This is a genomic window from Sphingomonas sp. 1F27F7B (genome assembly GCF_005503355.1).
Lineage (GTDB): Bacteria > Pseudomonadota > Alphaproteobacteria > Sphingomonadales > Sphingomonadaceae > Sphingomonas.
The window spans coordinates 303,430-325,145 of sequence record NZ_SCMK01000002.1 but is presented as its reverse complement, the minus strand read 5'-3'; the positions used below and the strand labels follow the sequence as shown (position 1 = coordinate 325,145).

27 protein-coding genes are annotated in these 21,716 nt (G+C 68.3%); 7 read left to right on the top strand and 20 right to left on the bottom strand.

What is annotated here, in order from left to right:
- The 12 genes from truB to FFS08_RS23370 form a co-directional block, all read right to left on the bottom strand.
- A partial coding sequence (truB, locus tag FFS08_RS03335; RefSeq protein ID WP_137871808.1) for a tRNA pseudouridine(55) synthase TruB occupies window positions 1–495 on the bottom strand: 495 nt, incomplete at its 3' end.
- 39 nt (window positions 496–534) lie between these two features.
- Window positions 535–930: a DUF6491 family protein gene (locus FFS08_RS03330; RefSeq protein ID WP_137861791.1), complete on the bottom strand. Its 396-nt coding sequence runs from the start codon at window positions 928–930 to the stop codon at window positions 535–537.
- A gap of 56 nt (window positions 931–986) precedes the next feature.
- Complete coding sequence (locus tag FFS08_RS03325) at window positions 987–1,562, bottom strand: thymidine kinase (RefSeq protein ID WP_137861792.1); 576 nt, start codon at window positions 1,560–1,562, stop codon at window positions 987–989.
- 11 nt (window positions 1,563–1,573) lie between these two features.
- Window positions 1,574–1,978 carry a hypothetical protein gene (locus FFS08_RS03320; protein ID WP_137861793.1) on the bottom strand — a complete coding sequence of 135 codons (405 nt, stop codon included), beginning with the start codon at window positions 1,976–1,978 and terminating at the stop codon, window positions 1,574–1,576.
- Window positions 1,971–2,381 carry a 30S ribosome-binding factor RbfA gene (gene rbfA / locus FFS08_RS03315; RefSeq protein WP_137861794.1) on the bottom strand — a complete coding sequence of 137 codons (411 nt, stop codon included), beginning with the start codon at window positions 2,379–2,381 and terminating at the stop codon, window positions 1,971–1,973. Before rbfA ends, FFS08_RS03320 begins: the two co-directional genes overlap by 8 nt.
- The gene (locus FFS08_RS03310) at window positions 2,378–2,851 is read right to left on the bottom strand and encodes a PaaI family thioesterase (RefSeq protein ID WP_137861795.1); all 474 of its coding nucleotides are present in this window, start codon (window positions 2,849–2,851) and stop codon (window positions 2,378–2,380) included. The genes rbfA and FFS08_RS03310 overlap by 4 nt, the downstream gene beginning before the upstream one ends.
- Before the next feature lie 106 nt (window positions 2,852–2,957).
- Window positions 2,958–5,678, bottom strand: a complete 2,721-nt coding sequence (gene infB, locus FFS08_RS03305) for a translation initiation factor IF-2 (protein ID WP_137861796.1) — start codon at window positions 5,676–5,678, stop codon at window positions 2,958–2,960.
- An 8-nt stretch (window positions 5,679–5,686) separates the two neighbouring features.
- The gene (locus FFS08_RS03300) at window positions 5,687–6,370 is read right to left on the bottom strand and encodes a DUF448 domain-containing protein (RefSeq protein WP_249341004.1); all 684 of its coding nucleotides are present in this window, start codon (window positions 6,368–6,370) and stop codon (window positions 5,687–5,689) included.
- A 61-nt stretch (window positions 6,371–6,431) separates the two neighbouring features.
- Window positions 6,432–6,659, bottom strand: a complete 228-nt coding sequence (locus FFS08_RS03295) for a tautomerase family protein (protein ID WP_137861798.1) — start codon at window positions 6,657–6,659, stop codon at window positions 6,432–6,434.
- Entirely contained in the window at window positions 6,659–8,269 is a 1,611-nt protein-coding gene (gene nusA, locus FFS08_RS03290) for a transcription termination factor NusA (RefSeq protein WP_137861799.1), read from the bottom strand. Before nusA ends, FFS08_RS03295 begins: the two co-directional genes overlap by 1 nt.
- Entirely contained in the window at window positions 8,269–8,817 is a 549-nt protein-coding gene (gene rimP / locus FFS08_RS03285) for a ribosome maturation protein RimP (protein WP_137861800.1), read from the bottom strand. Before rimP ends, nusA begins: the two co-directional genes overlap by 1 nt.
- Window positions 8,818–9,099: 282 nt before the next feature.
- On the bottom strand, window positions 9,100–11,013 hold the full coding sequence (locus FFS08_RS23370; RefSeq protein WP_171012441.1) for an alpha/beta hydrolase family protein: 1,914 nt from the start codon (window positions 11,011–11,013) through the stop codon (window positions 9,100–9,102).
- Window positions 11,014–11,179: 166 nt separating this feature from the next.
- Here FFS08_RS23370 and FFS08_RS03270 point away from each other — a divergent pair, with 166 nt between their 5' ends.
- Window positions 11,180–12,412, top strand: coding sequence for a PQQ-dependent sugar dehydrogenase (locus tag FFS08_RS03270; RefSeq protein ID WP_137861801.1), 1,233 nt, complete (start codon window positions 11,180–11,182; stop codon window positions 12,410–12,412).
- Between the two features lie 2 nt (window positions 12,413–12,414).
- Here the strand turns inward: FFS08_RS03270 and FFS08_RS03265 are convergent, their stop codons facing one another.
- Window positions 12,415–12,786: a PaaI family thioesterase gene (locus FFS08_RS03265; RefSeq protein WP_137861934.1), complete on the bottom strand. Its 372-nt coding sequence runs from the start codon at window positions 12,784–12,786 to the stop codon at window positions 12,415–12,417.
- The gene (locus FFS08_RS03260) at window positions 12,786–13,226 is read right to left on the bottom strand and encodes a PaaI family thioesterase (RefSeq protein ID WP_137861802.1); all 441 of its coding nucleotides are present in this window, start codon (window positions 13,224–13,226) and stop codon (window positions 12,786–12,788) included. Before FFS08_RS03260 ends, FFS08_RS03265 begins: the two co-directional genes overlap by 1 nt.
- A gap of 123 nt (window positions 13,227–13,349) precedes the next feature.
- On the opposite strand from FFS08_RS03260, the gene FFS08_RS23365 reads away from it, so the two are divergent.
- From FFS08_RS23365 to FFS08_RS03240, 5 genes are read left to right on the top strand one after another with little or no spacing between them, the layout of a single operon-like run.
- The gene (locus FFS08_RS23365; protein ID WP_171012440.1) at window positions 13,350–13,511 is read left to right on the top strand and encodes a hypothetical protein; all 162 of its coding nucleotides are present in this window, start codon (window positions 13,350–13,352) and stop codon (window positions 13,509–13,511) included.
- A 32-nt stretch (window positions 13,512–13,543) separates the two neighbouring features.
- Complete coding sequence (locus tag FFS08_RS03255; protein WP_137861803.1) at window positions 13,544–14,461, top strand: hypothetical protein; 918 nt, start codon at window positions 13,544–13,546, stop codon at window positions 14,459–14,461.
- Window positions 14,449–15,327: a transposase gene (locus FFS08_RS03250; protein WP_137861804.1), complete on the top strand. Its 879-nt coding sequence runs from the start codon at window positions 14,449–14,451 to the stop codon at window positions 15,325–15,327. Before FFS08_RS03255 ends, FFS08_RS03250 begins: the two co-directional genes overlap by 13 nt.
- A 49-nt stretch (window positions 15,328–15,376) precedes the next feature.
- Window positions 15,377–15,973, top strand: coding sequence for a winged helix-turn-helix domain-containing protein (locus tag FFS08_RS23965; RefSeq protein WP_249341006.1), 597 nt, complete (start codon window positions 15,377–15,379; stop codon window positions 15,971–15,973).
- Window positions 15,974–16,012: 39 nt separating this feature from the next.
- Window positions 16,013–16,789 (top strand): crotonase/enoyl-CoA hydratase family protein, encoded by a 777-nt coding sequence (locus FFS08_RS03240; RefSeq protein WP_137861805.1) that lies wholly within the window; start codon window positions 16,013–16,015, stop codon window positions 16,787–16,789.
- Here FFS08_RS03240 and FFS08_RS03235 read toward each other — a convergent pair.
- Entirely contained in the window at window positions 16,779–17,147 is a 369-nt protein-coding gene (locus FFS08_RS03235; RefSeq protein ID WP_137861806.1) for a DUF427 domain-containing protein, read from the bottom strand. The two genes, FFS08_RS03240 and FFS08_RS03235, sit on opposite strands and share 11 nt — an antisense overlap.
- A 97-nt stretch (window positions 17,148–17,244) precedes the next feature.
- On the opposite strand from FFS08_RS03235, the gene FFS08_RS03230 reads away from it, so the two are divergent.
- Entirely contained in the window at window positions 17,245–18,438 is a 1,194-nt protein-coding gene (locus tag FFS08_RS03230; protein WP_137861807.1) for an acetyl-CoA C-acyltransferase, read from the top strand.
- Window positions 18,439–18,661: 223 nt separating this feature from the next.
- On the opposite strand, the gene FFS08_RS03225 is transcribed toward FFS08_RS03230, so the two are convergent.
- From FFS08_RS03225 to rarD, 5 genes are all read right to left on the bottom strand, one after another.
- Window positions 18,662–19,201: an SRPBCC family protein gene (locus FFS08_RS03225; protein WP_212741949.1), complete on the bottom strand. Its 540-nt coding sequence runs from the start codon at window positions 19,199–19,201 to the stop codon at window positions 18,662–18,664.
- Window positions 19,194–19,628, bottom strand: a complete 435-nt coding sequence (locus FFS08_RS03220) for an SRPBCC family protein (RefSeq protein WP_212741948.1) — start codon at window positions 19,626–19,628, stop codon at window positions 19,194–19,196. Before FFS08_RS03220 ends, FFS08_RS03225 begins: the two co-directional genes overlap by 8 nt.
- A gap of 8 nt (window positions 19,629–19,636) precedes the next feature.
- Window positions 19,637–20,032 (bottom strand): VOC family protein, encoded by a 396-nt coding sequence (locus tag FFS08_RS03215; RefSeq protein ID WP_137861809.1) that lies wholly within the window; start codon window positions 20,030–20,032, stop codon window positions 19,637–19,639.
- A complete protein-coding gene (locus FFS08_RS03210) occupies window positions 20,029–20,364 on the bottom strand; it encodes an ArsR/SmtB family transcription factor (RefSeq protein WP_137861810.1) in 336 nt (111 codons plus the stop codon). The genes FFS08_RS03215 and FFS08_RS03210 overlap by 4 nt, the downstream gene beginning before the upstream one ends.
- Window positions 20,365–20,716: 352 nt before the next feature.
- Window positions 20,717–21,625, bottom strand: a complete 909-nt coding sequence (rarD, locus tag FFS08_RS03205) for an EamA family transporter RarD (protein WP_137861811.1) — start codon at window positions 21,623–21,625, stop codon at window positions 20,717–20,719.
- Window positions 21,626–21,716: the final 91 nt, after the last annotated feature.

Here is a 21,716-nt window from a genome sequence, read left to right as displayed (position 1 = left end):
GCCGGCGGTCCCCCTCCCCGTTCCGGGGAGGATTTGAAGGTCGTGTATCACCACGCTGCGGCTCGCCAGCTTCACCTCCTCGCCGGCGCGCGCCAGATCATAGGCGCGCTCGCCATCGACCTTGAGCGCCGAATAGGCGGGCGGCACCTGCTCGATCGGGCCGGTGAAGCGCGGCAGCACCGCTTCGACCTGCGCGAGCGCGGGGCGCACCTCCGAGGTGGCGACCGGCTTGCCTTCACGATCGAGCGTGTCGGTCTCGACGCCGAAGGTGACTTCGAAGTCGTACACCTTGTCGCTGTCGAGCATCCGCCCTGCCAGCTTGGTCGCCTCGCCGATCGCGACCGGCAGCACGCCGGTCGCCAGCGGGTCGAGGGTGCCGCCATGGCCGACCTTGAACTTGCCGTACTTGCCGTCGCGCAGCGCGCGCTTGACCGCGCTCACGCCCTGGGTCGAGCCGAGGCCAAGCGGTTTGTCGAGGATGATCCAGCCATGCATCCGGCGGCCCCTAGCCGAGGCCGGCCGCCGGAGCCAGCATCAGGCGCCCTTGGCCTTCTTCGCCTTCGCGGGGGGCGGGCCGCTATGGACGATGTCGGCGATCCGGCACCGCTCGCGTCCGGCGATGATCGTGTCGCCGCGATCGATCTGGAAACCGCCGGCAAAGGTCTTGAAGCCCACGCCGATCGCCCAGGGCAGCTCGTTGCAGCGGCCGAAAAAGGTCACATAATACCAGTTGCGCCGGACATCCTGGATATAGACGCCGTCGCCATCGTCGGTGGATTCGAAGGTGCGGATGTCGTTGCGGGTGAGGAACGGAATCGTCGCCGGTTCGCCCGATTTGGGTCCCGGCGTGGGACCGGCCTGCTGCGCAGCGGCAGCGGAGGTGACGAACAGCGCAGGCAGCGCCAGCGCGAGAACAGCCTTGCGGAACATGGCTCGTCTCCTTTCGAAGACCATGGGGAGCACTCTTGCCCTCCCCGATACCATAGTCAGGCTGTACGCTGCATGAAGTGCCGGCGGCACAGCGCCACATAGCGCTCGTTGCCGCCCACCTCGCGCTGCTCGCCCTGCCGCACGGCATTGCCCGCGGCATCGACGCGCAGGTTCATCGTCGCCTTGCGCCCGCATTCGCAGACCGACTTGATCTCGACCAGCGAGTCCGCAAGCGCAAGCAGCTCGGCCGAGCCGGGGAAGAGCCGGCCCTGGAAATCGGTGCGCAGGCCGTAGCAGAGCACCGGGATGCCCAGTTCATCGGCGAGATGAGCGAGCTGGCGGACCTGGGCAGGCGACAGGAACTGCGCTTCGTCGACCAGGATGCAGGCCAGCGGCGCCTGATAATGCTCGTCCTCGGCGATGCGGCGCAGATCCGTCGCCTCTTCGAACGGGACCGCGGTGGCGCTGATGCCGAGCCGCGAATCGATCACGCCCCTGCCGCCGCGGTCATGGATGCCGGCCGTGAACAACAAGGTGCGCATGCCACGCTCTCGATAATTGAAATCGGCCTGCAGCAGCGTGGTCGATTTCCCCGCGTTCATCGAGGCATAGTAGAAATAGAGCTTGGCCATATCGGCCCTTCTTAGCGTCCGAGCAGCCGCGAAAGCCAGCCGCGCCTGCGCACCGGTTGCAATGGATGTCCGCCGGGCCGCGCCTGAGGAAAGGCGCCGAAGACGGTGTTCACGAAGAATTTGGGGCTCAGCGCTCCCAAGTCAGGCGAGGCATAGCCGGCGGAGAAGGTGTCCTGGGGTACATTGTCGATCTCGACCCGCAGCGTGCTGCCGCCGACGCCCCAGATCGTCAGCCCCTCGTCGTCATTGGCCTCGATCTCTGGCCATTGGAGCTCGCCCAGCGTCACCGTGTGGAGCGTGAGCTCGGAACGCGGCGGGAGCCACAGCTCGTCAACCCAGGGCTCGAGCCAGATGAACAGGGGCGCCGCGGTCGCATTGCTCAGGCGCAATGTGGCGACCGCGCCGGCCTCAGGCATCACTGCCCTCGTCCGCCTCACCCAGGTCGCGCGCTACCTTGGGATCGCGCAGCAGCTTGTCGATATGGCTGCCCTCGTCGAAGCTCTCGTCCGCGAGGAACTTGAGCTTCGCGGCGTATTTCATCTTCACGCGGGCAGCGACCTCACGCTGGAGATAGGCGGTGTTGGTGCGCAGCGCCTTGATCACCACTTCCTCGTCCTTGCCGAGCAGCGGCTTCACGAACACGGTGGCGTGGCGCAGGTCGGGCGACATGCGCACTTCGGTGATCGAGACGAGGTGCTTGGCCAGCACATCGTCATGCACTTCGCCGCGCTGGAGGATCTCGCTCAATATGTGGCGAACCTGCTCGCCGACGCGCAGCACGCGAACCGAGCGCTCTTCACTGTTGGTCTGCGTCTTCATTTCTCACCCCGGCGCGCCATCGCGCCCTGCATCACGCGGCCCGTGAAGGTGCCGCGGGCGACCATGTTGCCGCCTTCGTCGAACAATTCGGCCTCGGTGACCGCAATCGTCTTGCCCAGGCTCACCACCCGGCCCTTGCCCGTGAAGCGGCCCGGCCGCGCGGGCTTGAGGCACACCACATGGAAATCGATCGTCGGCGCATAGACCTGCCCTTCGCTCGCCGCGAACAGGCAGGGCCCCTGTGTGTCGTCGAGCATCGCAGCCAGGAAGCCGCCCTGCACCGTTCCCGCCGGATTGAGGAACCGGTCGTCGATCGAAAAGCCGATCTCGATCGTCCGCGCCGCCGCGTCGAACCCCCGCATCTCCCAGCCGAGCAGCCGGGCCGAGGAAGGCGACGGGAAATCGTCGAAGATCGAATTCATCGCAGCAGCCAGCCCGGCGAGGCGAGACAGGCGAACAGCGGCAGGCATCCGATGCTCGCACCGTCCGCCGCGGAGGACAATGCCCTGCCCCACCGGCTCCGCCGCCGCGGCGCCGGAGGCGATGACTTGCGTCGTCTCCCCCGGCTTTCAGGCATTACAGCGTGCGCTCGCGCATCTCGACTTCGAAGGTTTCGAGATAGTCGCCCGCCTTGATGTCGGTGAAGTTCTGGCTGAACGTCACGCCGCATTCCAGGCCGGCGCGCACTTCGGCGACATCGTCCTTGAAGCGACGCAGCGACGCGATCTCGCCCTGGTAGATGATGACGTCGTCGCGGGTAATGCGCGCCTTGAGCGCCTTGCGGATCGCGCCTTCGGTGACCAGCAGACCGGCGGCCTTGCCGTGCTTGCCGGCCGAGAAGACTTCCTTGATCTCCGCGCGACCGACGACGGTCTCGAACGCTTCCGGACCGAGCTGCCCGGCCATGCCGGCGCGGACTTCGTCGGTCAGATCATAGATCACGTCATAATATTTGAACGCCACCTTGTTCCGCTCGGCGATCTCGCGCGCCTTGGCATTCGGGCGAACGTTGAAGCCGATGATCGGCGCACCGGCGGCGGCCGCGAGCGTCACGTCGCTCTCGGTGATGCCGCCCACGCCCGAATGGAGCACGCGCGCCTTGATGTCGTCGGTGCTGATCTTGTTGATCGCCGCGACGATCGCCTCGACCGTGCCCTGGGTATCCGCCTTGACGACCAGCGGATATTCCATCGCCTGCTTTTCCTTGAGCGCCGAGAACATGCTCTCGAGGCTGGCCGGCGCCTGGGTGGTGCGCTTCTGCAGCGCGACGCCCGAGCGATATTCGGCGACTTCCCGGGCACGCGCCTCGTTCTCGACGACCTGGAGCGGATCGCCCGCCATCGGGACGCCGGAGAGGCCGAGCACTTCGACCGGAACGGCCGGACCGGCTTCCTTGACCTGCTGGCCCTTGTCGTTGATCAGCGCGCGGACCTTGCCGCTCTCGGCGCCGACGACGAACACGTCGCCCACCTTGAGCGTGCCGCGGTTGACGAGGATCGTCGCGACCGGGCCGCGGCCCTTGTCGAGCTTCGCCTCGATCACCGTGCCTTCGGCCTCGCGGTCCGGGTTGGCCTTGAGGTCGAGCAGTTCGGCCTGGAGCTGGATCTTCTCGATCAGCGCGTCGAGGCCGATCTTCTTGAGCGCGGAGACTTCGACGTCCTGCGTCTCGCCGCCCATCTCTTCCACGATGACCTCATGCTCGAGCAGACGCTCGCGCACGCGCTGCGGATTGGCGCTGTCGAGATCGACCTTGTTGATCGCCACGATCATCGGCACCCCGGCCGCCTTGGTGTGGTTGATCGCCTCGATCGTCTGCGGCATCAGGCCGTCATTCGCCGCCACCACCAGCACGACGATGTCGGTGATGTCGGCACCGCGGGCGCGCATCTGGGTGAACGCCTCGTGGCCCGGCGTGTCGAGGAAGGTGATCTTCGACTTGTCCTTCAGCGTGACCTGATAGGCGCCGATATGCTGGGTGATGCCGCCGGCCTCGCCCTTCACCACGTCGGTACCGCGCAGGGCATCGAGCAGCGAGGTCTTGCCATGGTCGACGTGACCCATGATCGTCACCACCGGCGCACGCGGCTGCAGCGTGTCCTCGGCATCGGCCTCCGCCACGTCCAGATCGACGTCGCTCTCGCTGACGCGCTGCAGGTTGTGGCCGAATTCGGTGACGAGCAGTTCGGCGGTATCCTGGTCGATCGTCTGGTTGACGGTGACCGGCATGCCCATCTTGAACAGCGCCTTCACCAGGTCGGCGCCCTTCTCGGCCATGCGGTTGGCGAGCTCCTGCACGGTGATCGCCTCGGGGACGACCACGTCGCGGACCTGCTTCTCGCGCGGCGCCGACGAACCACCGTACGAACGGCGATGCTCCTTCTCGCGGGCGCGCTTCAGCGCGGCGAGCGAGCGGGCACGCGCGCCGTCCTCGCCGCCCAGGGCGCGATTGACGGTGAGCTTGCCCGACTGGCGGCGATCGTCGCCCTTGCGGTCGCGCTGCTGCGGACGCGCGGGTTCGGGGCCGCGGCGCACCGGCGCGCCGCCCGTGGGCGCGGGACGCGAGGCCGGGGCGGCGCCGGCCGGACGCGCGGCGGGCGCAGGCGCAGGCGCGGCGGCCTCTTGCTGCTTCGGCTCGGGCTTGGGCTGCGGCTTCGGAATCTCGGGGCGCTGCACCGGCGTGAACAGGCGCGGCGCCGGGCGGCGCGGATCGAGCGTGAGCTCGACCGGGGCCGGAGCGGGAGTCGGGGCAGGCGCCGGAGCCGGAGCCGGAGCCGGCGTCGGCACGGGAGCCGGCGCGGCCTCGACCTTGGGCGCTTCCGCCTGGGGGGCGGGCTCGGGCGCGGGCGGCGCCTTGGCGGCCTCTGCCTCGGCGCGGGCGCGCTCCTCGGCGCGGCGGGCTTCGGCCTCGGCGGCCTCGGCACGTTCGCGCTCCTCGCGGCGGCGCGCTTCCTCGAGCGCGTTCATGCGCTGCTCTTCGGCTTCGCGCAGCAGGCGGGTCTGGCGCTCCTGCGGCGTCTCGTTCGAGGGGCGCGGCGCGGGTGCGGCGGCCGCCGGGCGCGGCGGCGCGGGCGGCGCCGGCGGCGCAGCGGGCGCGGGGGCCGGCTCGGGCGCGGCCTGCACTTCGTCCTGCGGGGTGCCATGCGGACCCAGGACCCGGCGGCGCTTCACTTCCACGACCACGGTGTTCGAGCGGCCATGGCTGAAGCTCTGCTTCACCTTGCCCGTCTCGACCGTGCGCTTCAGCCCCAGCGGTGCGCGCATGCCCAGTTTCGGCTTTTCGTTATCGGTGTCGCTCATGCGGCTGCCTAAAGTCCTTCAGTCTGTCGTTCGTCTTCGGACGCTTCCGACGGAAGCGCCGATGCGCCCTGCGAAGCGGTTTCGCAAGGGCGAGGGGTGGAATCGGATCCGATAAAGTGCAGCCACCGATCGAGCGCTTCGCTCGTCCGGGCGGCCGCTTTGGCGTCGGTCAGGCCGGCATGTACCACATTTTCGCGGCCAAGCGCCAAGGACAATATGGTGCGCGGGATCGGCAATGTTAAGCCCTGCAGGCCGCTACCTTCGCGATCGCTGCCCACGCGCCAGGCCTGGGCGAGCTTGCGCGCGCCGTCTTCGCCGGCATCGCTCGCATGGAGCAACAGGTGGAGCCGGCCGCCGCGCGCGGCTTCCTGGATGCGGTCGCCGCCGATCGCGACGTGGCCGGCCTTGAACTCCAGGCCCAGCCGGTCGAGCGCGTTGCGCTGGAGCTGCTCGGCGATCCGCGCACCCAGATCCTCGGGGATGCGCAGCTCGGCCCCCTTGAAGGCGCGGGCGAGCACGCCCTTCAGCTTCTTGCCGCTTGCTTCCAGCTCGGCGCGCGTCACGCCGATCCAGGCGCCGCGGCCCGGCGCCTTGGCACGGACGTCGGGCAATACCTCGCCGTCTGGTGAAAGCGCGAGTCGGATCAGCCCGTCGCGCGGAGCTTCCTCGCGCGACAGCACGCAGGTGCGCATGGGATCCCGCCCCTCCCGCGCAGCGGGAGGAGGGGTCGCCTTGGCCGTTAGCCGTGCCGTGTCATTGTGAGGGTTCCGCATGCGCGTCTCCCTGCACCGGCGCATCGCGATCCGCGATCAGCTGACCGCCCGCACCGTAATTCTCGAGGCTGAGCTCGGTGATGTTGACCTGCACGGCACCCGCCGACTTGCCCAGGCGCGCGACCATCGAGGCCGTGACATCGGCGACGATGCCGGCCTTTTGCGCGCGGGTGGCCGGGCCGGCCAGGCGGATGTCGATGAAGGGCATCAGGCCTCGCCCTCCGCCGGCGCGACCGCCACGGCATCGTCCTCGGCGAACCAGTGCGCGCGGGCGGCCATGATGATCTCGTTGCCCTGCTCGTCGCTCAGGCCATATTCGGCGAGGATCCCGCCCTTGTCCTGCTCGCGCTTCGGGGCGTCCTCGTTGCGGCGGCGCGGCTCGGCGCGCTTCTTCTGCACCAGCTCGTCGGTGGCGAGATCGGCGAGGTCGTCGAGCGTCTTGATGCCCGCCTTGCCGAGCGTGACCAGCATCGCCTCGGTCATATAGGGCATGGTGGCGAGATCGTCCTCGACGCCCAGCGCGCGGCGCTCGGTGCGATTGGCTTCCTCGCGGCGTTCCAGCGCTTCCTGCGCACGGCTCTGCAGCTCCTGGCCAAGCTCCTCGTCAAAGCCCTCGATCGAAGCGATCTCGTCAAGCTCGACATAGGCGACTTCTTCCAGGCTCGAGAAACCTTCGGCGACCAGCAGCTGGGCCAGCGTCTCGTCGACGTCGAGTTCGTTCTGGAACATCTCGCTGTTCGCGACGAACTCGGCCTGGCGCTTCTCGCTGGCGTCGGTCTCGGTCAGGATGTCGATCGCCTTGGCAGTCAGCTGGCTGGCCAGGCGGACGTTCTGGCCGCGGCGGCCGATGGCGAGGCTGAGCTGATCGTCGGGAACGACGACTTCGATACGGTCCTCTTCCTCGTCGATCACGACGCGGCTGACGTTTGCCGGCTGCAGCGCGTTGACGACGAAAGTCGCGGTGTCGGGCGACCAGGGGATGATATCGATCTTCTCGCCCTGCATCTCCTGCACGACGGCCTGGACGCGCGAACCCTTCATGCCGACACAGGCGCCGACCGGATCGATCGAGCTGTCATGGCTGATCACGCCGATCTTGGCGCGCGAGCCCGGATCGCGGGCGGCGGCCTTGATCTCGATGATGCCGTCGTAGATCTCGGGCACTTCCTGCGCGAACAGCTTCTTCATGAACTCGGGGTGCGCGCGGCTCAGGAAGATCTGCGGACCGCGGTTCTCGCGGCGGACGTTGAGGATGATCGAGCGGACGCGGTCGCCGACGCGGACCACTTCGCGCGGGATCTGCTGGTCGCGACGGATCACGCCCTCGGCGCGGCCCAGGTCCACGACCACGTGGCCGAACTCGACGCGCTTCACCACGCCGGTGATGATCTCGTTCTGGCGGTCCTTGAACTCTTCATACTGGCGCTCGCGCTCGGCGTCGCGGACCTTCTGGAAGATGATCTGCTTCGAAGCCTGGGCCTGGATGCGGCCGAACTCGATCGGAGGCAGCGGATCGACGATATAGTCGCCCACGGCCGCGCCCTTCTGGAGCTTCTGCGCCTGGTTGACGTCGACCTGCTTGAAATAATCGTCCACCAGCTCGACCACTTCGACGACGCGCCACAGGCGCAGGTCGCCGGTGTTCGGATCGAGCTTCGCGCGGATGTCGTTCTCCACGCCGTAGCGGTTCTTCGCGGCGCGCTGGATCGCGTCCTCCATCGCCTCGATGACGATGGCCTTGTCGATCAGCTTCTCCTTCGCGACCGAATCGGCGATGGCGAGCAGCTCGGCCTTGTTGGCGGAAATGGCGGTGGCCATCAGTCGTTTTCCTCTGCTTCGTATTCGTCCGCGCCCTCGGGGGAGAGCGGCGCGGTTGCGTTGATCAGTCGGTCGGTCATCAGCAGCTTGGCGTCGGCGATGCTGCCGAACGGAACGCTGACCACCTTGTATTTGCGGACGTCGATCGAGACGAGATCGCCCTCGATGCCGATCAGGTCGCCGGTCAATTGCTTGCGCCCGTCCTCGAGCGGCTCGGCCAGGTTCAGCCGCGCCTCATGCGTCTTCCAGTCCTCGAAGTCCTGGAGCCGGGTGAGCGGCCGGTCGATGCCCGGCGAGCTGACTTCCAGGCGATAGGCATGGTCGAACGGGTCCTTGCCCGCCTCCTCCAGCGCGTCGAACACATCGGAGATGCGGCGCGACAGGTCGGCGCAATCATCGATGGTCAGCTGGCGAGTGTCGGGGCGCTCGGCCATCACCTGCAGCGTCGGATCGCTGGTGCCGCCGAACATCTTGACGCGCACCAGCGCGAGCCCGAGCGCCTGGGCTTCGGGTTCGATCAGCTTGGTGAGGTCGGCAATGTTCGCCACGCGGCACTCCGGAATTGGTCAAGCAGCTTCGGCGCCGGAGCCCTGCGGGCCCCGACCTCGGCATGTTTGACGATGTCGAGAAAGCAGGGGCGATATACGCATTCGGCGCGGCGGCGGCAAGAGCAATCGGATTCCGCCCGGGACGGGTTCTTCCCGCGGCCAGGGACGAATGGCCTCCCGATGCAGGATCGCGTCCGACACGGTGCGCGCATGCTCGCGCTCGCCACCAGGGACGACCCCTCACCCCTTCAGGGTAAATCCGCCGCCCGGCCCGGCTGCCGCTCAGCTCGGATTGTGCGCGTCGAGGAACTTGCCGACCCGAGTGAGGAAATCGGTCGAATGCACCGGATCGGCGAAACCATGGCCTTCCTTGGGATAGACGACATATTCATGCGCCCGCCCGAGCTTGAGCAGCGCTTCGTGCAGCCGGCGCGACTGGTAGAGCGGCACATTGTCGTCGTCCTCGCCATGCGCGAGCAGGATCGGCACGCGCATCCGCTCGACCTGTTTCAGGGGCGAGACGGTATCGAGCTCGAAATGCTTGTCGCCCTGCACGCGGGTGCGCCAGTCGCGGAAATAGCGAGTCGCGGTCATCGAGCGGCTGTCGTAGCGCAGCATCGAGGCCACGTCGGATACGCCGGCGAAGCTGATCGCGCAGCGATAGGTCTCGGGATTGCGCACCGCCGCCCACATCGCCGCATAGCCGCCGAACGAAGCGCCCATGATGCAGACGCGCTTGGGATCGACGATTCCCCGGCCGGCCAGCCATTTCACGCCGTCGTCGATATCGTCCTGCATGCCGCGGCCCCATTGGCCGATGCCCTTGGCGACGAAATCGCGGCCGAAACCGGTCGAGCCGCGGAAATTGGGCTGGAGCACCACATAGCCTTTGCTCGCCAGGAACTGGACCCAGGCATCATAGCCCCAGCTGTCCCGCGCGAAGGGGCCGCCATGCGGCATGACGACCATCGGCAGGTTCTTGTCCCCGCGGCCCGGCGGCATCGTCAGATAGGCGCGCAGGTCGAGCCCGTCCCGGGCCTGGTAGCGGACCGGCTCCATCGCCGCGAGCCGCTTGCCGACCAGGCTGTCATAGGGCGCTGCGAAGGCATCCATGTGCCGGGTGCGCCGGTCATAGAGATAATAGGTGCCGGGATCGTCCGACGAGGCGCTCCAGATCAGCAGCCGCATCTTGTCGCGGCTGGACGAGACGACCCGGTTGAGATGGCCGGGCACGGCGCGGTCGAGCCTGGCCTGGAGCTTCTGCATCTCGGGATCGAACCAGGTGACCCCGGGCTTGTCCTCGTCGAAGAAGACGCCGCGCACCTTGCCGTCGAGCCCCAGGTCGAAATCGTCGATGTCGACCTGGGGGTTCTCGTAGATCTGCTCGCCCAGCGCTTCCTTGCCGAAATCGTAATGGTAGAGGCCGAAGCGGCCGCTCCTGCCGGCGGCGACGGCATAGCCCTGGCTGCTGCCGGGCGCGAGGGTGAAGCTGTCGATTCGCGTGTCGCCCGCGCCGGTGCCGACGTCGCGGCGCTGGCTGCGCCGGAAATCCTCGCCGTCCTTGTCGCGATAATAAGTCCAGTAGCGCCCGTCGCGGGTGCCCATGCCGACCCGCACCACGCCGTCGGAATCGGCATACCAGTCCCACACGCCCTCGCGCGCACTGACGATCTTGCTCGACTTGCCGGTGCCGAGATCCACGCGATAGACCGAGGGCCATTCATAGATGCTCGGCTGGGTGTTGAGCAGCAGATACTGCCCGCCCCGGTCGACATGGACGACATTGTCGCCGTCCACGCCCTGTTCGCGCGGCCCGACGAAGCTGTGCTTGCCGGAATCGAGGTCGAGCAGCACGATCCGGGTCATGCGGGCATCCTCCTCAAGCACCCGCGCCATGGTGCTCAGGCTGACGAGGACGCGCCGGCTGCCCGCCCAGCGAATCCATTCGATGCGATGCTTGTCGGGGATCGGAATCTGCTTGAGCTCGCGTCCTTCGTTGGCCGCATCGAAGATCAGCATCACCGGCTTGCCCCGGACCAGCCCCTTGGCGGCGATCAGCTTTCCATCCGGCGCGATCACCGGCGAACCTATCGCCGGCAGCGCGCCGAAATCGGCAGCGCTCGGCACCGCCGGATCGGGATCCGGATGCGCCGCGGCCACGGCCCCGACGAGCGCCGCTGCGCAGGTGAACGCCATCCCTCGAAAGAATCCGGCCCCCATGATTGCCCCCTGCATCTTCCCGTGCCAGCTTCACTTGGCAGATGCCCGGGAAGCAAGCGGAATTGGTGCCGTCCGGCGCCCGGAGCCGCGCCGGCCCCAGGGCGTTGAGGCGGCGGGAACGGAAGTGAGAGGGATCGATCCGATGCAGAAAAGTCTTCGCCTGGCGCTGCCCGCGCTGGCATTGCTCGCCGCCTGCAATGCCGGCTCGGAGCTCTCGGCCCGGCAGACCGCTGCCCCGGCGGCGGACGGCGAGCTGCCCTTCGCCATGACCCGGGTCGCCGCTTTCGACGCCCCCTGGGCTATGGCGTTTCTGCCCGACGGACGCATGCTGGTGACCGAGAAGGCAGGCAGGATCCTGCTCGTCTCGGCGGACGGCAGACAGCGGCAGGTGATCGCCAATGTCGACGTGGTCTTCCAGGGCCAGGGCGGGCTGCTCGACGTGATTCCCGCACCCGATTTCGCGAAGAGCCGCCAAGTCTATTACACCTATGCCGAGCCGCGGCCCCAGGGCTCCAGCCTGGCGATGGCCCGCGCCACCTTCGTGGACGGCACGGCACCGATGCTCGCCAACCCGCAAGTGCTGTGGCGCGCGGGCTCGGACGGCAGGGGCGGCCAGTTCGGCGCGGTCATCGCCTTCGCGCCCGACGGCAAGTCGCTGTTCCTGACATCGGGCGAGCGCCAGCGCTTCACCCCGGCGCAGGACCCCAACCAGGCGCTCGGCAAGATCCTGCACCTAACGCTCGACGGCAAGCCGGCGCCGGGCAATCCCTGGGCGGGCAAGACGGGCACCGCCACCGTGACCGTCACCGATCCTCCCCGGAACACCGAACTCGCCAAGACCGCGCCGGCGCGCACCCAGGCGGTCGAAGGCACCAATCTCGTCCCCGCCGAGACCTGGACGCTCGGCCATCGCAATCCCTATGGCTTGGTGTTCGACGCGAGCGGCCGGCTCTGGGAGAACGAGATGGGCCCCAAGGGCGGCGACGAAGTCAACCTGATCCGCAGGGGCAGGAACTATGGCTGGCCGCTGGTTTCCGATGGCGACAATTACGACGGCACGCCGATACCTCGCCATGCGCCCGGCGACGGCTTCGAGGCGCCGGCGGCATATTGGAACCCGTCCATCTCGCCCGGCGGGATGATCTATTATTCGGGCAGCATGTTCCCCGCGTGGAAGGGCTCGCTCTTGATCGGCGCGCTGTCGGGCCGGGCGCTGATCCGGGTCGCGCTGGACGGCGACAAGGCGAGCAAGGCCGAGCAGTGGAACCTGGACATGCGCATCCGCGACGTGGCGCAGGGGCCGGACGGGGCGGTGTGGCTGCTCGAGGATGCCGGCAAGGCCAACGGGCGGCTGTTCAGGCTCACGCCCAAATGACCCTAGCGGACGATCAGATAGTTCATCCGCGCCGCGGCGATCGGCCGGTCGGGTTCGTCCTGCCAGGCGATCGCCTCGACATTGGCGACGCGCGTGCCGAGCCGAGTCACCAGGCCACGGGCCCGGGTGGGCTTGTCCCGGCCGCCGCGCATATAGTCCACGGTCAGGTTGATCGGCTTGACCTGGATCCGGTCGCTGCCGAGCGCTTGCCAGAGCGCGCCCACCGCGGCCATTTCGAGCAGCCCGCCGATCGCGCCGCCGTGCAGGAAGCCGGGGCGGCCGAGCACGCCGTCGCCAAAGGGCATCACCAGCACCGGCGCCTGCGCGCCCGGCTCGACCGTGAGGCCGAGCAGCTCGGCATAGGGAGGCAGGATCACCGATAGCGCTCCGTCGCCATGAAGGTGCCGGCCACATGCGCGACCGGATCGCCGGGATCGCCGTCATGCGCCTGGCCCCGCACGAACGCGATGGAACGGGTCAGCCGATAGCATTCGCCGCGGCCGATCACCGTGCGCCCCGGCGTCGCGGGACGCAGATAGTCGATCCGGAGATCGAGCGTCGCCTGCGGCACGAAGGCGCCGGCACGCAACCAGACCGAGACGGCGGTGGCCATGTCCATCAGCGCCAGGATCGGCCCGGAAGCCAGCACGCCCGAGGCCGGATCGCCGATCATGTCGTCGCGATAGGGCAGCTCCAGCTCAGCCCAATCGGGGCCGTGCGCGCGATAGCCGATGCCCAGCCGGGTGCCGTGGCTGGCATATCGCAGCTCGAAGAAGCGCAGCGGATCGAAGGCGGAAGGGGCCGGTTGGCGCATGGCCGCCCCCTAGCGCGGCAGCGGAAAGCACGCAAATGGCGGCAATTACACCGTTGTAAGATGCACCATTCCCGTCCCGCCCTAGCGTGGCCCCATCGGGGAACCTTCGAGCGGGAGGGAAGCATGGGATTGCTGAAGATCGATCTGGGCGAGATCCCGGAGCTGGGCACCAGCGTGGCGATGCACGGAACGCTGCGCATGGGCCTGACCGATATCGACGATCTGTTCGAGCTGATCGTGGGCATCGCGATCCTGATCTACGAGATCGCGCCCGACTTCGCATGAACGGGATGGACGCCGGAATACGCGCAGCGCTCATGGCTGCGCGAGCGGGCGCGCGCGACACGATCCGGGATTGGCGGCGCGGCGACGCACATCGTGCGCTGGAGGCGACCTTCGCCGATTGCGGCCCGGACGATGCCGAGGAAGCCTTGAATCGCGCGACACGGCTGTTCGGCGACAGCGGCTGGGCCGAAGCGCTGCTCGAGCCGCTGGTGGAAGCGCTCGGCGCCGCACCCCTGTTCGAGCCGCCCTTCAAGGCCAGTCGCGACGGCGTCCGCATCGGTGCGGTGTTGTTCGATTGCCCGGCGGCAGCGATCTCCGCCTGCGTCACCGGCGCCGCGGCGATGCGGCGGCGGCCGCCGCCGGCCACCTGCATCTTCTCCGGCCGCCTTGCCGTGACGCGCTATGTCCGCGCCGGAAACGCAGTGCTGCGGCGCTGGCGGACCGAGGCCGCCGGGCCGGATTTCCGCGCCGCGGAGGCCCCGCCCTGCAAGGAGGTGGAGATGCTGCGGCTCGCCGATGGCGACGTGCATGCGATCGACGGTCGGTGCGAGGCGCAACTGCTCGCCGATGCCGGCGGTGACGTTGTCACGCTGGTGGCCACGATCCGCGCCGGTGCCGCGCCGCTGATGCGCGAGCATGCGATCGGCGACGGCAGGCTGGTTCGCGTCGCCAGCGGAGACGACCGGGCCTCGCGCGCCGAGATGTTGCTCGCCTTTCTCCGCCTTGCCGGCCGCGCCGATGCGGGGCCGCAATTCGACGCGGCGACGCGCGATCCGGCCTTCCATCTGCGCTGGGCAGCGATGCGCGAATGGCTGGCGCTCGATGCGCGCGCCGCGATGCCGCGGCTCGAGGCCATGATGGTCGCCGATCCCCATGTCGAGATACGCGAGGCGGCCGCGCGCACCCTCGCGACGATCCGCCTGCGGCCGGGGGTACCATGCCGCGCCTGATCGATCCCGGCCAGGGCGGCGCGATCGAACTGGACGAGCTGATCGAGACGCTCGACGCCTATCCCGTCGACGCGCACGACGAGGACGCCTTCGCAAGCTGGGGCCCGCTGCTCGCCCGGTTGGGGCGCAACTCCCATTTCCTCGCCGACCTGGCCATCGAGGAGCTCAAAACTCGCTGTGCCGCCCAGCATGCCGGCAACAGCTATGGCGCACAGGTCTTCCTGCTGCATCCGCCGAACGGCCGCTATGTGCTGCGCGCGAATTTCTGGCCGGCGCGCGCGGATTCCGCCACGCGCAGCAGCGGGCCGGCGGCATTCTTCTACGACCTGCCGCACGACCATAATTTCCCCTTTCTCACTTATGGCTATCTCGGCCCGGGCTATTGGAGCGACTATTACGAATATGATCCCGCGCCGCTCACCGGCCTGCCCGGTGAGGATGCGGGGCTCCGCTTCGTCGAGCGTGCGCGGCTCGACCCCGGCAAGCTGATGCTCTATCGGATGCGGCGCGACGTTCATGTCCAGCTGCCGCCGGACAGCATGTCGGTCTCGCTCAACATCCTCGGCGCCGATCCCGCCCAACCCTGGCTCGACCAGCGTCGCTTCGACATCGGACGCGGCACGATCGCCGAGGGGCTGACGGTGACTGCGGCGGAAGCGCTGGTCGCCATCGCGGTGCATGTCGGCAACGGCCTCGACCTGGCCGAGCGCTTCGTTCGGCATCATCCCTGTGCCCGGATGCGCGTGACTGCGCTCGACGCGCTCGTTTCGGCACTTCCCGGCGAGGCACCGATGCTGCTTTCCCGCGCGACGGGCGACCCCGACCGCTTCGTCGCCGGCCATGCCCGGGCGAGACTAGCTCCGTAACGGACATGGTTGCCGCCGAAATGGTGTCATCGCCGCTAGCCTCGGTGTCGTGACCGCACGTGTCGCCTGCACAGTCGACCTGCCTGACCTTGCCCGAGCCGTTGCGGCGCGCGGCCTGGGGCTCGTCCCCTATGCGCCTGGCGTGGCAGCGGCGGCGGGCCTGTTCGCGGGCACCGGCGAAGGCGTGGCGCGGATTCGGGCGCTGGGCTGGCAAGCGCCGCTCCTGCTGTTGCTGCCCGCCGAAGGCAGCGTGGCGCACGCGCTCGACGCGGGCGCCGACGATGCGATGCCCGCTTCCGCCACCGCCGAGGAAGTGGCGGCTCGCCTTGCCGCACGGATCCGCCGGCCCGAGATCGTGCTTGGCGAGCTTCGCATCGATCCGGTCGAGCGCCGGGTAACCCGCGCCGGCCGCCCGATATCGCTGCTGCCTCGCGAATATGCGCTGCTCCTCCACCTGGTCCGCCAGGGCGACCGCCCGGCGGGGCGCTCCGAATTGCTGGCGGCCGTCTGGGGCCTGGGCTTCGATCCTGGCACCAATGTCGTCGAGGTGCATGTCTCGCGGCTGCGCGCCAAGCTCGACCGGGGCTTCGCCATGCCGATGCTGCGCACCGACAAGGGACGCGGCTACCGGCTTTGCGTGGCCTGATTGCACGCTATTCTGCAGGCAACGCAAAGGAGAGGAAGCATGGAAGAGCGCGTCAGGATCGAGATCGGCGACGGAGTCGCGGACGTGCGGCTGGCCCGGCCCGACAAGCTGAACGCGCTCGATCCGGCGATGTTCACGGCGATCATCGCGGCGATTACCCGGCTTGAGGGCGAAGCCGGCATCCGCGCCGTGGTGCTCTCCGGCGAAGGGCGCGGCTTCTGCGCCGGCCTGGACATGGCCAGCATGGCCGCCGGCGGATCGGGGATCGACCTCGCCCGGCGCAGCCATGGGCTGGCCAATGACTTCCAGCAGGTCGCCTGGGGCTGGCGCGCCCTGCCCATGCCGGTGATCGCCGCGGTGCACGGCGTGGCGTTCGGCGGAGGATTGCAGATCGCCAGCGGCGCAGACGTGCGGATCGCCGCGCCGGGCACGCGGCTTTCGGTGATGGAGATGAAATGGGGCATCGTGCCCGACATGGCCGGCTATGCGCTCTGGCGCGGCAATGTCCGCGACGATGTGCTGCGCGAGCTCGCCTATACCGCCCGCGAATTCGATGCGGAGGAAGCGGTGGCGCTCGGCTTCGTCACGCGCATCGCCGAGGATCCGCACCGGGAGGCGATGGCGCTGGCGCGGGCCATCGCCGGGCGCAACCCGCATGCGATCCGCGCCGCCAAGCGGCTCGCCAATCTCGAGGCCGGCGCCGCCGATACCTTGCTCGCCGAGAGTCGGGAGCAGGCCGCGCTGCTGCGCACCCCCAATCAGATCGAGGCAGTGATGGCGAACATGCAGAAGCGGCCGCCGGCGTTCAGCGACTGATCGCGATCGCTTCCACCCGGTCCGGATAGAAGGCCAGATGGCCCCGGATGTCGGCTACCGCCGCATAGGGCGCCTCGTAGCTCCACACGGCATTCTCGGCCCCGCCGCGGATCGAGAAATAACTGGCCTCGCCCTTATAGGGACAATAGCTCGCGTGATCGGTCCGCTCGAGCAGCGTCATGTCGGCATCGGCGCGCGGGATGTAGAAGACCGGCGGATAGCTCGCCTCGCGCAGCTCGATCGCGCGGCGCGTGTCGGCGATCACCTTGCCGCCTGCGCGGACCACCACATGCGCATCCGACCGCGAGATCGCGATGGGATGATCGGGCCCCGGAATCCGTATCGGCCTGCTTGCCATGGCGTACCTCCGGCCGCGGATATGGGACGGCGCGGAGCCATTGCAATCGTCACGCCCCAAGGCCATACCGCATCTTCGAAAATGAGGAGTGCCCGCAATGCGTGAAGCTGTGATCGTCTCCACCGCACGAACGGGGATCGGCAAGGCGGGGCGCGGCTATTTCAACGACACCGAGGCGCCGGTGCTCGCCGCGCATGTGATGAACGCGGCGGTGGAGCGCGCCGGCATCGATCCCGCGCGGATCGACGACGTCTTCTACGGCATGGGCAACCAATGGGGGACGCAGGGCGCGAACATGGCGCGGATGGCGCTGTTCGCCGCCGGCCTGCCGCACAGCGTGCCCGCCTTCAGCCTCGATCGCAAATGCGGATCGGGCCTTACCGCCATTGCCCTGGCTGCGCGCTCGATCATGACCGACGAGATCGACGTCGCGCTGGCGGGCGGCATGGAATCGATCAGCCTGACCATGAAGAACGCGCCGCGCCATCCGAACAAGTCCGTCACCGATCGCGTGCCCGCCGCCTATATCCCGATGATCGAGACCGCCGAGATCGTCGCCGAGCGCTACGGCATCAGCCGCGAGGCGCAGGACGCCTTCGCCGCGGCGAGCCAGCAGCGCGCCGCGGCAGGCCTCGCCAACGGCGCCTTTGCCGAGGAGATCGCGCCGATCACCGTGGAAAAGGCACTCTTCGACAAGGAAGGCAACCGCACCGGCAGCGAGACCGTTACCGTCACCCAGGACGAAGGCATTCGCGCCGGCACCACCGCCGAAGTGCTCGCGGCACTCAAGGCCGTGTGGAAGGATGGCCAGTTCGTCGCGCAGGGCCGGCACGTCACCGCCGGCAATGCCAGCCAGCTCTCCGACGGCGCCGCCGCCCAGATCCTGATGGACCGCAAGACCGCCGAGGCCGAGGGCAAGGAGATCCTCGGCATCTATCGCGGCTTCCAGGTCGCCGGCTGCGAGCCCGACGAGATGGGGATCGGCCCGGTCTTCGCAGTGCCCAAGCTGCTCAGGCGCGCCGGCCTCACGGTCGAGGATATTGGCCTGTGGGAAATCAACGAGGCATTCGCCAGCCAATGCCTCCATTGCCGCGACACGCTGGGCATCGATCCCGAGCGGCTCAACGTCAATGGCGGCGCCATCGCGATCGGGCATCCATTCGGGATGAGCGGATCGCGCCTCGTCGGCCATGCGCTGATCGAGGGGCGCAAGCGCGGCGTGCGCCATGTCGTCGTCTCGATGTGCACCGCCGGCGGCATGGGCGCGGCGGGGCTGTTCGAGCTGCCCTAGGGTCCGTACTCGAGGCGGAACTTGTCCCTATCGGACGCCAAAGGTCGCGAAGGTCACGCACTTATGGGGTGTGCGATCCCGACTTCTCGCGCGGCGACACACCCGGATCGGGGAGCTTCCCCGAATTCTTCCCATTGAGAAAGAGCGGCCGGGCGAGCGGCCCGGCCGCACGAGCCAAGCGGGCGGAATCCTACATTGCAAGGCCGGACGGCCGCGCCCCGCCTCAGCCGAGCCCGACGGCCTCCGCCGCGCGCCGCTCCGCCTCCGCGTGCAGGTCCCAGAAGCTGGCGACATGCTCGCCGGCCAGGCGCTTCTGCAGCACCGCGAGATGCGCGGCCCAGCCGCCGCCGAAGTTGCGCGCATCCTCCGGCCCGCGCAGGCGGTTGTGCGTGAGGACGAGGCGCGTGCGCTCCGGCGAGAAGGCGAAGAGCTCGATCTTCACTTCGCCCGCCTCGCCATTGTCCCAGGTGAAGACCAGGAAATGCGGCGGCTCGATCTCCAGGATCGTCTCCGACCAGGCCTTGCCCTCGTGCTGGGCATAGCGCTCGGGATTGGGCACATCGCCGTCGGACAGGTCCTGATGGTTGAAGGTCAGGCCGAGCTTGCCGCCTACGCGCGGCTCGGTGGGGCCGCCCATGAACCAGCGGGCGCGCAGCTCGGGATCGACCAGATATTGCCACACCGTCTCGATCGGCGCGGCAAGGTCGCGCTCGAATCGGAGCATCTGCGGGGTGATCGTGTCGGCAGTCAGTGTGTCAGCCATTTTCCGTCTCCGTGATACGGCCCAGGCTTTCGAGGATCATCGTCCAGCCCTTGCGGGTCTGCTCCTCATAGCTTGCCCAGGCGGGGTCCATTTCATGGGTGAGAGTGAGCGCGCAGCCCATGGGCGTGGGCGCGATGTCGATCGCGACGCGCGTCCATTCGCCTTCCTCCGCCGGATCGGCCGAGAAGAGGAAGACGAGGCGGCGCGGACGATCGATCGCCTCGAACCGGATGCGGTGATGTGCGTCGCCCCCGACGCGCCGCTCCACGATCAGTCCCCGGCCGCCGACACGGGCATCGATGTCGCAGCGGATCATCTCGCCCTCAGGGGTGGCGAAGAGGAAGCGCGCCGCCTGCCCGGGATCGAGCCACGCGTCGAACACCCGCTCCGGGCGTGCCGCGAATGCGCGGGTTACGGTGAGGATCACCGGCGCGCTCATGCGAGATTGACCTGCCAGGAGATGCCGAACCGGTCGTTCGCCCAGCCGAACCGGCTGCTCCAGCCATAATCATCGGGCGGCATCAGCACGCCGCCCTCCGCGGACAAGGCCGCGAACAGCCGGTCGAACGTCTCGCGATCCTCCACGTCGAGGAAGAAGGACCAGGACGGCGTGAAATCGAAGCCATGGGTGACGAAACTGTCATGGACCATCACCTTCTGCCCCGCGATCACCGCATGGGCGCGGATGATCGTGCCTTCCGGCCCCGGCCCGTCGGGCCCGAAGCGCTCGACCGATTCGATCCGGCTGCCGGGAACGGTCTCGACATAGAAATCGAGCGCCGCCTGGCCCTTGCCGCCCTGGAACATCAGAAAGGGCGTGGCATGCGTCATTCGGGCTTCTCCCGCTGGTCCGCGGCGATGATCGCTTCGAGCGCATCGAGGCGGATGGTCCAGAACTTCTCCCATTGCTTCAGCCATTTCTCGGCCTCGGCGAGCGGATCGGGCTTCAAGGCGCACATATAGCTGCGTCCCACCTTGCGGCGGGCGACAAGGCCCGCGCCCTCGAGCACCTTCACATGCTTGGCCGCCCCGGCGAACGTCATCGAGAAGGGCTCGGCCAGCTCGCCGATCGATTTCTCGCCGAGCGAGAGATGAGCGAGCATGCCGCGCCGCGTGGGATCGGCAAGCGCATGGAACGTGGCGTCGAGTCTATATTCAACCATATGGTTTAATATTCCATCGACGACGGCAATAGTCAACCGATCGGTTGAATATTTCGACGGATCTGCACTGTTTCCGCGACGGCACGGGCTTCGGGCGCGACAGGGGGCCCGACAGAGGCAGCTCCGTCGGCGAAAATCCTGGATCCGAAGCGGGGTCTAGGCTGAGGACTCATTCAGCGAACCCCGTCATCCCCGCGCAGGCGGGGATCCAGGGTAGTATGGAACATCGATGCCATCCCGCGAACGCTCTCTGGAGAGGGCTGGACCTGCCGCGCGCACCCCAACCTTGGCCCTGGATCCCCGCCTCCGCGGGGATGACGAACGAAATCAAGGTCTTGATCGGGTTCTCACCCTAGACGTCCGCGGGCCGGGGGGCGCGGGCCGCGCGCAGACTGTCCCAGGCATAGAGCGCGCAGCCCGTCCAGATCAGCGCAAAAGTGATCAGGTGCACGGTGCGCAGCGGCTCGCCCAGCGCGATCGCGACGAAGAACTGGATGGTTGGCGCGATATATTGGAGCAGCCCGAGCATCGAGAGCGGCATCAGCCGGGCGGCGGCGGCGAACATCAGCAGCGGCGTCGCGGTGATCACGCCCGCGGCGAGGAGCAGCGCGCTCTGCCCGGTCGATACGCCAAAGCCACTCGTCCCCTGCCCCATGCTGTAGACCAGCCACAGGGCGGCGAAGGGAACCAGCAGGATCGTCTCGACGGTGAGCCCGCCCAGCGAATCGATCGCCACTATCTTGCGGACCAGCCCGTAGAAGCCGAAGCTGAAGGCGAGCGCGAGCGAGATCAGGATCGCCCCGCCGCCGTCGAGCGCCATCACGAGCACACCCGCGCCGGCCACCGCGATCGCCGCCCCCTGCCAACGCCGCAGCCGCTCGCCGAGTACGAGCATGCCGAGCGCGACATTGACCAGCGGGTTGATGAAATAGCCCAGGCTCGCTTCGAGCACATGGCCGGTCTCGACCGACCAGATATAGACGAACCAGTTGATCGCGATCAGCGTGGCGCTGGCGCAGAGCAGCAACAGGGTGCGCCCGCGCGCCGCACGCCAGATCGCCCCCGCCCGGCCGAGCGCGAAGACCAGCACGCCGAGGAACAGCACCGACCAGACGATACGGTGGGCCAGGATCTGCAGCGCCGGCACGCTGGCCAGGACATGGAAATAGAGCGGCAGGAAACCCCAGATGCCATAGGCGCCGATGGCGAGGGCAAGCCCCCTGTGGCCGGATGCGCGTTCGGTAGCGGTGGCGGTGGTCATCCGGGCTCCTTGCGCGGGGCGGGCGCGCGGCGCAAGCAAGGCCCGCTTGGGACCGCCAAAGCGATTGCACCGAAGCGCTTCGCCGCTAGGC